Below are 10,504 nucleotides of genomic sequence, written 5' to 3' on the forward strand. Positions count from 1 at the left end.
GGACGCGAGCCGGTGACGGGCAGCGCGACCTCCACCCGGGAACCGACGGCCGACGACAAGCTGCGCGCGCTGCGTGAGGAGACGGCCGCGTCGAGCAATGCGGGCACCGTGTCGACGATCGCGACGACGGGGCATGTCGCATCGGCGGGGATCTTCGCGGCGGGGGCCTATTCCGCCGGTGCCTCGGGCGGGGTGACCGCGCTGAAATGCTTCGCCGGGCGCATCGCCGCGCCGATCGCGGGGGCGATGGCGGGCGCGTGGCTGGCCGAACAGGTCCATGCGGACGAGGGCGCCTTCTGGGTCGCGCAGCAGTTCGGCGCGCAGCGTATCGCCCCGGCGGGACGGCAGGCCGCGCATATCGAGCACCAGATCGCGCACAGCAACACCTTCAACGGCCTGCTCGCTGGCATCGCGGCCGGGATCGTGGTGGGCGCGGTGGTGGCGGTCAGCGCGGCCGCGATCATCGGTACGGCGGGCATGGCGGCCCCGCTGGTCGGCGCGGCGGTCGCCTTCGGCGCAGGCGCGGCAGGCGGCTTCGTCACCACCGCGATCGCCGGCGCTGGGTCCAAGACCGCCACCCTGTCCGGCCCGATCACCTCGGGTTCGCCCACGGTCTTCTTCGAGGGCAAGAACGCCGCGCGCGTCACCGACACCGCCGCCTGCACCAAGCATCCCGGCACCCCGCCCTCCAAAATCATCGAGGGCAGCCAGACCATCTTCATCAACGGCCTGCCCATGGCGCGGATCGGCCACAAGCTGTCCTGCGACGCCGTGATACAGCAGGGGTGCGAGACGATCTTCGGCGACACCAGCACCGGCAGCTATGGCACGCCCGACGCCGAATTGTCGGTCGCCGAGCAGCTGCTGCTGTCGGTGGCCGAGGTGGCGGGAATGCGCTCCGCCGTTCGCCAGGGCGGTCTGCTCGACGGACCGCTGCGCCGACTGTTTGGCGAACCGGTCGACGTCGTCACCGGCGATTATGCCGATGCGCGGGTCGATTTCGAATATCCCGGGCTGCTGCCGCTCCGGCTGGAGCGCACCTATCCGGGCAAAATGCGGGTTGAGGGGCTGCTCGGCCCGCGCTGGATCTGCAACTGGTCGCAGCGGCTGCTGCTCGATTCCGAGGCGGGCACCGCGCTGCTCGAGGATGCCGGCGCCCAGAGGCTGCTCTTCGCGATCGGTGACAGCGACCATGTCGAAGCACGCCACCTGAAAGCGCCCTATTACCGGCTGACCGGCCCGCGCGAGGCGCTGCGCCTCTATGACAGCCGCAGCCAGCAATTCCTGATCTTCGCAACCACCAACGACCCCGCGCTGATGCTGATGGCAGGGATCGAGGATCGCAACGGCAACCGCATCGTCTTCGACCGCGATGCCGAGGGGCGGCTGCGCGGGGTGCGCGTTCCCGATGGCACGCGCTTCCGCGTCGACACCACGCCGCAGGGCTGGCTGAGCGCGCTGTGGATGGAGGGCGAGCGCGAGCCGCTGGTCCGCTATCATTATGACGCGGCCGGGCATCTGCTAGATGTGCTGGGGACCTTCACCGGCGAGTTCCATTATCGCTATTCGCCCGAAGGCTGGCTGAACGGGTGGCAGGATAGCGGCCCGACCCGGGTCGAGATCGCCTATGATGCGGCGGGGCGGGTGACGGCGACGCGCACCGGCGACGGCATGTTCAACGACCGCTTCCTTTATTTCCCGGAGGAACGGCTGTCGCGCTATGTCGATGCCACCGGCGCGGTCACCAGCTTTCGCTATGACGCGAACAACCTTGTCACCGAGGAGATCGACCCGCTCGGCGCGCGCACGGTCAGCGAGTGGGATGCGTTGGAGCGGCTGCAACGACGCATCGACCCCGCCGGGCGCGAGACGCGCTTCGCCTATGATGGCGATGGCCGGCTGATCGCGCAGACGGACTGGAGCGGGCGCAGCGTGACCTGGGCCTATGACCGCTGGGGGGCCTTGGTCGCCTTCGCGGCGCCGGACGGCGCGGTCCGCTGGACCCGCGATACGGCGGGCAACATCATCGACTGGGTCGGTGCCGACGGGGTCAAGGTGACCGCGCGCTATGATGAACGCGGCGCGCTGATCGAGGAGCAGGTCGCCGGTGGTGGCGTCACGCGGTACGAGAATGACGCGGCCGGACGTCCAGTCGCTCGCCACGATCCGCCCACCGCCTCGGCGAGCGAGCGCGTCACCCGCTATCGCTGGGACCGGTTCGGACGGTTGCTGGAGCTGACCGATCCGGCCGGGCGCACCAGCGCCTGGGCCTATGAGCGATCGGCCGACAATCCGCGCGGCGCGGTCAGCCGGGCGCGCACGCCCGATGGCGGCGAAACCCGCTTCGCCTATGACGGCGAGGGCCTGCTCGCCGCGCGCATCCGGGGTGACGGGCAGGCGACCCGGTTCGTCCACGGCGCCTTCGACACGCTGCGCCAGACGATCGATCCGCTGGGGGCCACCACCGGCTTTGCCTATGACGGCGCGGGACGGCTGGCGACGATCACCAATGCAGCCGGGCAGGCATGGCATTTCCGCTATGACGCGGCGGGACGCCTCGCGGCGCAGGCCGATTGGGCGGGGCGCGAGACGCTCTACCGCCGCGACGCGCTGGGCCGGGTGCTGGCCAAGCGAATGCCCGACGCGGCCGAGCAGCATTTCGAATGGGACGACCGCGATCGCATCACCCGGGTGATCGCGGGCGCGGACGCGATCTCCTATCGTTATGACGAGGCCGATCGACTGGTCGGCGCGACGACCTGGAACCTGGTCGATGGCGTGCCGCAGGTGATCGCCGATGTCGGCTTGCGCTATGACGACAAAGGCCGATTGGTCGCCGAAGAGCAGAACGGCATCGCCGTCACCTATCGCTATGACGAAGCGGGGCGCTGTGTCGGGCGCACCAGCCCCAGCGGCGAGACCGCGCTCAGCTTTGACGAGGCCGGCCTGCTGCGTCGCTATGAGAGCAACGGCCATGCGCTGCGCTTCGCCCATGACGCCAGCGGGCTGGAGACGCTGCGCGAGGCGGCCGCGATCGGGGGGCGCACCGCCTTTCAGCTGACCCAGGCCTATGACCCCGCCGGGCGGCTGGCGGAACAGCGGGCGGGCGGCGTCGCGGTCTTCTCGGGCACACCGCCCGCGCCGGGCGAGCTGGTGCGCCACTATGACTGGGACCGTGCCGGGCGGCTGGCGGGGATCAGGGACGCAGGGGCGAGCGGCCTCCGGGGCGAGACGCGCTTCCATCACGACCTGCGCGACCAGACGGTCGCCGTCGAGCGGCCCGGTGTGCGTGAGGCCTATCGCTACGACGCGCTGATGAACTTGGCCGAAGGGCTGGCGGGCGAGCACCGCTATTGGCGCGACTGCGTGGTGGAGGCGGGGCCCAACCGCTTCCGCTACGATGCGCGCGGTCGGATGGTCGAGCGTATCCTGTCCGAGCAGGGCTTTCGCCCGCGCCGCTGGCGCTATCGCTGGGACGGGTTCGACCGGCTGGTCGAGCTGGAGACGCCCGACGGGGCGCGCTGGCGATACAGCTATGACGCCTTCGGGCGGCGCGTGGGCAAGACGCTGCTGGACGGAGCCCCCACACGGCGGGTCGATTATGTCTGGCAGGGCATTTCGCTGGCCGAGGCATGGTATCGCTCCGGGCATCGCACGCGGGAAGGCGAGGGTGACGAGAGCCTCTCGATCGAACGCTGGCATTTCGAACCCGACGGCCTGCGCCTGCTGGCCAAGGAACTGGTGCCGGCCGGAGCGGATGCCGAACCGGTGCCGGCGGAGGCGCAATGGCTGCCGATCGTCGCCGACCAGCTCGGCGCGCCGCACGCGCTGTTCGGCGAGGATGGCCAATGCCACTGGCGCGCCGAGCCGGAGCTATGGGGTCGCACCCGCACCGCCCGCGCGCTGCTGCGCGAACGCGGGGGCAGCGATGCCGGAGGGGAAGGCGAAACCGCCCCCTGCGCGCTACGCTTTCCCGGCCAATGGGAGGATGAAGAAAGCGGGCTGCACTACAATCTCAACCGCTATTACGACCCCGACACCGGCCAATATCTGTCCCCCGATCCGATCGGGGTGGACGGTGGCCTGCGCACCCACGCCTATGTGCATGACCCGTTGCGGTGGATGGATCCGGAGGGGCTTCAAGATGCGCCGGGGACAGTCACATATCCTTTGCATCCAACGCTTTCTCCGCAATCAGGAAGCTATTCCTCGGGAATTGCTCGCGCTTGGGCGCAGGAGCAGCAGCTCGTGCGCGAAACCGGGCGGGGAACCGTCAACTGGACATCCGCGCAACAGCAGGAGTTGCTTAATACTGGCAGGGTACGTGGCTATACTGGCCATCACATCAACAACGCGGCGACCGCTCCCGCATGGGAAGGTGACCCACGTAACATACGTTTTCTATCGAATGGACGCGCGGGACTTCCTAATGATCATCTTTATGCTGACCAAGGCCATCGCGGCAACTGGCAAAACAGCACTCGTGGTCGCTTGATAGATCGGATGGAGATGGTGCGCCGTTTCCGCGCGGGATGCTTATAGGAGGATTATTTGACTTATAAAGATGCCGTTCAGGATTTGGTCCGCGCCGGATCAGAGGCAAATTCCGCTATCACCTTATCACAACCAAAGCATCAAGTTGATCGTTCAGTGTTTGGAGAGGCCATTTCTCAGGAAATCGAAGCGGCAGGCTATCCAGGAGGTGCCGAACTGCCTTGGGTAGTGGAGGAATTGTACCTCTATTCTCTGGATGAAATTGCCGAACGGCAGGCGGGCTACCGTTATGATGCGAGGACAGGCAACCCTTCCAAGGACTGGGACTCCAACCAATATGTGATCGCGGATTGGACCGCCAACCCGATCAGTATCGGGGCGGATGGCGCCATTCGCTATGCACGGCACGGGCAGGAGAGTTGGACTTACGCCCGCATCGCGCCTGATCTGCCCTGTTTTTTTGGGATGCTCGCGGCTTGGCTTCGCTATTTCGTCGTCGAGCGGAGCGGCAACCTGTTCAACGACGATTTCGAGATCGACGACGCTACGCGTGAAGCAGTTAGCGGCAAGGTATTGGCGGCAATCGATCCAGGCGATCGGGAAGCGGCGCTGGCTTTCCTATTGGGAGAGTGACCCTAGACACATGCAGACGGCGACCATGATCCGTCAGTTTTGCGGATTTGAGTGTGCGGCCTACAGCCTTCACAAAGGCCATCACCCAAAATCGATTGTGACGCCACCGTCACCCAATCGTCATCACCATAACATCGCTCCGTAACAAAGCGCCGCCACGGGGGCGGGAACGACCGGCGCCGGGGGGTGTCGGCACGACCAGCACCCAGGGGGAGCATCATGCACGCCATCCGTTCCGGCATCCGCGATCTCGCGGGGGCCTCTCTCATCGCATTGGGCTTTGCCGCGAGCCCTGCGCTCGCGATGGCCAGCGACGCGGCCACGCCGACGGGCGTGCCGGCATCGGGGCCAATCCTGTCGGGGCGGATCTATGACGCGACCGGTGTCGCGCTGCCGGGCGCGCGGGTCGTGGTCGAGGGGACGGGGGCGCAGGCCACCACCAATCTCCAGGGCGAGTTCAGCATCGTCACGCCCGAGGAGGCCGGCGACGTCACGCTGCTGGTCGATTATCTTGGCCGCCCGCCCGTCACCCGCATCGTACCCGCGGCCGAGCGGGGTCGGCCGCTCTCGCTGACCCTGCCCGCCGCCAGCGGGGAGGCGGGCGATATCGTCGTCACCGGCGCCTCGCTGCTCGACAATACCGCCCGCGCGCTCAACCAGCAGCGGACGGCGGACAACACCGTCACCATCATCTCGTCGGATGCGATCGGCCGCTTCCCCGATCCCAATATCGCCGAGGCCCTCCAGCGCGCGCCCGGCGTCGGCATCGAGCGCGACCAGGGCGAGGGCCGCTACATCAACGTGCGCGGCGCGCCCAGCGAGTGGTCCGCCATCTCGGTCGACGGCATCCAGATCCCCTCGGTCGACCCGACAACGCGCGCGGTCGACCTCGACACGCTGCCCTCCGACATCGTCGCCAATCTGGAGGTGACCAAGTCGCTGCTGCCGTACCAGGATGCGGACTCGATCGCGGGCGCGGTCAACATCACGACCCGCTCGCCCTTCGACCGCAAGGGCTTCGCGCTGACCGGCATGGCGGGCGCCAGCTACAACCAGTACGGCAAGGGCAGCGACTATCGCGGATCGGCCGCGGTCAGCGACACCTTTGGCCCCGACCGCCAGTTCGGCCTGCTCTTTTCGGGCAGCTATTCGCGCACCCATCGCCGCCCCGACAATGTCGAGAATGCCTGGAGCCAGACGCCCGCAGGCTTGCGCGTCACCGAGACGCTGTTCAAGGATTACGACACCAAGCGCCAGCGTATCGCGGGCACCGGCGCCTTCGAGTGGCGCCCGTCCGACCAGACCCATGCCTGGGTGCGCGGGACCTATGCCCGGTTCGAGGATGACGAGTACCGCGACCGCATCGGCATCCTGTGGAGCGAGGGCACGCTCCAGGCCGGATCGACCGACCGCGCCGCGACCTGGCGCAACACCCGCATCGAAAAGCAGGTGCGCCACCGCAAACAGGTGAACGAGATCTGGTCGGCGACGGCGGGCATCGAGCAGCGGCTGGGTGAGGGCACGATCCGCGCTGACGTGGCCTATAGCGAAAGCTCGCAAACCTATCCGCGCCGTGACGAGCTGCTGTTCCGCTCCACGCTGCGCCCGACCTTGTCCTATGATTTCGCCGATGTCGATCTGCCCAGCTATTCGCTCTTCACGACGAAGGAGCATCTCCAGCTCGGCACCTACGGTTTCCGCGAAAATGCCTATCGGTCGAACACGACCAAGAATGACGAGCTGACGCTGGCCGTCCGTTCGGACATGCCGCTGGGCGATTTCATCACCCTGTCGAGCGGCGGCAAATATCGCGAGCGGCACATCAATGCCGATGAAGAACGCTTCCGCGACCGTCGCGCGTCGGCCGCGCCGACGCAGAGCCTGGCGGGGCTGTTGTCGGACGAGGACTCGCGCAATTTCGGCTATGAGCTGGGCAAGCGCTTCGATACCGGGCTGGCCGATGCCTATTTCGACGCGACCAAGGCCGCCTCGGAGCGTCGCCTGCCGCAGTCGCTGACCGCCGATTATGTCGCGGAGGAGAAGATTCTCGGCCTGTTCGGCATGGCCAAATATGTGAAGGACGGCACGACCCTGATCGCGGGGCTGCGCGTCGAGACCACCGATTTCGAGAGCAGCGCGCCCAGCGTCTCGCGCACCGGCGTCGTGACGACAGCGCGGGGGCATAACGGCTATGCCGAATTCTTCCCCAACCTGACGCTGCGCCAGGCCTTCACGCCAAACCTGATCCTGCGCGGCGCGCTGAGCCGTGCGATCAACCGCCCCAATTTCCCGCAGATCGCCCCGCGCGTGCTGGAGACGAGCGAGGGCAACACCGTGCGGGTCGAGTTCGGCAACCCGGACCTGAAGCCGACCCTGTCGAACAATGTCGATGCGGGGCTGGAATATTACATTCGGCCGCTAGGCGTGATCTCGGTCAACGGCTTCTACAAGGACCTGACCGACTATCGCTACACGCTGAACACTGTCGGCGTGTATAACGGCGTGGGCGGCGCGGCCCTCAGCCGTCCGATCAACGCGCGCAAGGGCGAGCTCTACGGCGTCGAGCTGAACTGGCAGCAGCAGTTGAGCTTCCTGCCGGGCGTGCTGGGTGGCCTGGGCGTCTTCGCCAACTATACCTATACCAAGGGTAGCGCGACCTTCGACGCCGCTTATGGCGGGCGCAGCCGCTTCGCCCTGCCGGGCCAGTCGACGCATATGTGGAACGCCAGCGTCTTCTACGAACGCGGGCCGGTGAACCTGCGCGTCGCCTATACCAAGCGCTCCGACTATCTGGACGAGATCAACGCCGACAATCCCGCGCTCGACCTCTATTGGGAAGGTCGCGGCCAGCTCGACGTAACGGGCAGCGTACAGCTCGCCAAGGGCATCAACCTGTTCGCCGAGGGCAAGAACCTGACCAACACCCCGGGCGTGCGCTATTTCGGCGAGCGCTTCCGGACCTATGAATATGAGAAGTTCGGCTACACGCTGTTCGGCGGCCTGCGGGTGAAGCTGTGAGGACTGCACTCCCCGCGCTGCTGCTCGCCGGGTGCGCCAGCGTGCCGGCCGCGACACCGGTCACGGCACCGATCGTCGTCGCCAGCGCCGAAACCGATCCGGTCGACAGCACATCGGACGCGGCGGACGATCCCGCCATCTGGCGCAACCGGGCCAATCCGGCCGCCAGCCTGGTCATCGGCACCGACAAGCAGGTCGGCATCCATGTCTATGACCTGAAGGGCAAGCGCCTGTCCTTCACGCCCGCCGCGCGGCTCAACAATGTCGATCTGCGCGAGATGGCGGGGGGCCGCGTGATCGTCGCGGCCAGCGACCGCGCCGACACGGCGAACGCGCATGTCGCGCTGTTCACCCTCGACACCGTGGCGCGCCGGCTGGTGCCGATGGGCCGCTATCCGGTGGGGGCGGGCGAGGCCTATGGCATGTGCCTGTGGACCCGTGCCAGCGACAAGGCGCTGTTCGGCTTCGTCGTGCTGAAGGACGGGCGGATCGACCAGGTGCGCATCCACGTCTCCGGGGCCATCCCGCGCGTCGAGACGGTGCGTAGCATGAAGCTGGGCACCCAGGCCGAGGGATGTGTGGTCGATGACCGTACGGGCACGCTCTACGTCGCCGAGGAGGATGTCGGGCTGTGGCGCTTTGCCGCCGATCCCGCCGCGCCGACCACCGCCACCCCGATCGCCAGGGTCGATGGCCGCACGCTGGTCGCCGATGCCGAAGGGCTGGCGCTCGCGCCCAAGGGAGCGACGGGCGGCTATCTGGTCGTCTCCAGCCAGGGCGACAATGCCTATACGCTCTACCGCTTGGCCGACATGACCTATGCCGGGCGTTTCCGCATCGGGGCCAAGGGAACTGACAGCGCGATCGACGGGACCAGCGAGACCGACGGGATCGAACTGGCGCTGGGCGATTTCGGCCCCGATTACCCCGAGGGCCTGTTCGTCGCGCAGGACGGCGACAATGCGCCGGACACCCAGAATTTCAAATATGTCAGCTGGGCCAGGATCGTGAAGGCACTCGGCCTGTAGGATTGTCGACAGGTCGACGATGTGACGAAACGGGACAGGGGGGTGGTTCGCCGACCCCCTGTCCCCGTGCAGCCGCAATTGCCCTGCGCCCCCCATTGAGGCATGCGGACGGCACAAGGCCGACACGCCTGACTGGTGGGATGTGACGAATGAAGATTGCCGTTTTTGGCCTGGGCTATGTCGGCCTGTCGAACGCCGTCTTGCTGGCGCAGCATAACGAGGTCGTCGCGGTCGACATCTCGGCCGAGCGGGTGGCGATGGTCAATGCCCGGACCTCGCCGATCATCGATGCCGAACTGCAGGATTTCCTGACCGGCCGCACGCTGAACCTGTCCGCCACGACCGACGCGGCTGCGGCGCTGGCCGGTGCCGATTACGTCATCGTTGCCACGCCGACCAATTACGACATCGATACCAACAGCTTCAACACCGCCTCGGTCGAGGCGGTCATCACCCTCGCCAGGACCCATGCACCGGACGCCACCGTGGTCGTCAAATCGACCATCCCGGTCGGCTTTATCGACGATGTCCGGGCGCGGCTGGACACGCAACAGGTCGTCTTCAGCCCCGAATTCCTGCGCGAGGGCCGTGCGCTGCACGACAATCTCCACCCCTCGCGGATCATCGTCGGCGAACAGTCGGAGCGCGCGCGCATCTTCGCCGACCTGCTCGCCCAGGGCGCCGAGAAGACCAACATCCCGGTCCTGTTCACCGGTAGCCGCGAGGCCGAGGCGATCAAGCTGTTCGCCAACACCTATCTCGCGATGCGCGTCGCCTTCTTCAACGAACTCGACAGCTATGCCATCGCCGGCGACATGGACACGCGCCAGATCATCGAGGGCGTCGGGCTCGATCCGCGTATCGGCAGCCATTATAACAATCCGAGCTTCGGCTATGGCGGCTATTGCCTGCCCAAGGACACCAAGCAGCTGCTCGCCAACTACACCAACGTTCCCCAGAACCTGATCCGCGCGATCGTCGACGCCAACCGCACCCGCAAGGATTTCCTGGCCGACCAGATCATCGCCAAGCGGCCCAGAAAGGTCGGCATCTTCCGCCTGACGATGAAGGCGGGATCGGACAATTTCCGCCAGTCCTCGATCCAGGGCATCATGAAGCGGATCAAGGCCAAGGGGATCGAGGTCGTCGTCTTCGAGCCCAGCCTGGATGAGGACAGCTTCTTCGGCTCGAAGGTCTACCGCGACCTCGCCGCCTTCAAGCAGGAAAGCGACGTCATCATCGCCAACCGCAACGACCCCGAGCTTGCCGATGTCGCGGACAAGCTGTTCACGCGGGACATTTTCGGCTCGGACTGATCCCCTTTCACTCCC

At 66.7% G+C, this 10,504-nt stretch carries 5 protein-coding genes; all 5 read left to right on the plus strand.

Going from position 1 to position 10,504, the window contains the following annotated elements; translation table 11 throughout:
* The first annotated feature begins 12 nt into the window (after nucleotides 1-12).
* Nucleotides 13-4,542 carry an RHS repeat-associated core domain-containing protein gene (locus ACQHGV_RS16565; protein ID WP_440980257.1) on the plus strand — a complete coding sequence of 1,510 codons (4,530 nt, stop codon included), beginning with the start codon at nucleotides 13-15 and terminating at the stop codon, nucleotides 4,540-4,542.
* A 9-nt stretch (nucleotides 4,543-4,551) separates the two neighbouring features.
* On the plus strand, nucleotides 4,552-5,127 hold the full coding sequence (locus ACQHGV_RS16570; RefSeq protein WP_440980258.1) for a hypothetical protein: 576 nt from the start codon (nucleotides 4,552-4,554) through the stop codon (nucleotides 5,125-5,127).
* A gap of 219 nt (nucleotides 5,128-5,346) precedes the next feature.
* Nucleotides 5,347-8,145, plus strand: coding sequence for a TonB-dependent receptor (locus ACQHGV_RS16575; RefSeq protein ID WP_440980259.1), 2,799 nt, complete (start codon nucleotides 5,347-5,349; stop codon nucleotides 8,143-8,145).
* Entirely contained in the window at nucleotides 8,142-9,173 is a 1,032-nt protein-coding gene (locus tag ACQHGV_RS16580) for a phytase (RefSeq protein WP_440980260.1), read from the plus strand. The genes ACQHGV_RS16575 and ACQHGV_RS16580 overlap by 4 nt, the downstream gene beginning before the upstream one ends.
* 149 nt (nucleotides 9,174-9,322) lie before the next feature.
* Nucleotides 9,323-10,489 carry a nucleotide sugar dehydrogenase gene (locus ACQHGV_RS16585; protein ID WP_440980261.1) on the plus strand — a complete coding sequence of 389 codons (1,167 nt, stop codon included), beginning with the start codon at nucleotides 9,323-9,325 and terminating at the stop codon, nucleotides 10,487-10,489.
* Nucleotides 10,490-10,504: the final 15 nt, after the last annotated feature.

Source organism: Sphingomonas pseudosanguinis (assembly GCF_052056765.1).
Lineage (GTDB): Bacteria > Pseudomonadota > Alphaproteobacteria > Sphingomonadales > Sphingomonadaceae > Sphingomonas > Sphingomonas pseudosanguinis.

Bases quoted from the DNA above. Each gene is read 5' to 3' on its own strand.
- ACQHGV_RS16575 (WP_440980259.1), top strand. From the start codon at position 5,347: ATGCACGCCATCCGTTCCGGCATCCGCGATCTCGCGGGGGCCTCTCTC.
- ACQHGV_RS16585 (WP_440980261.1), top strand. From the start codon at position 9,323: ATGAAGATTGCCGTTTTTGGCCTGGGCTATGTCGGCCTGTCGAACGCC.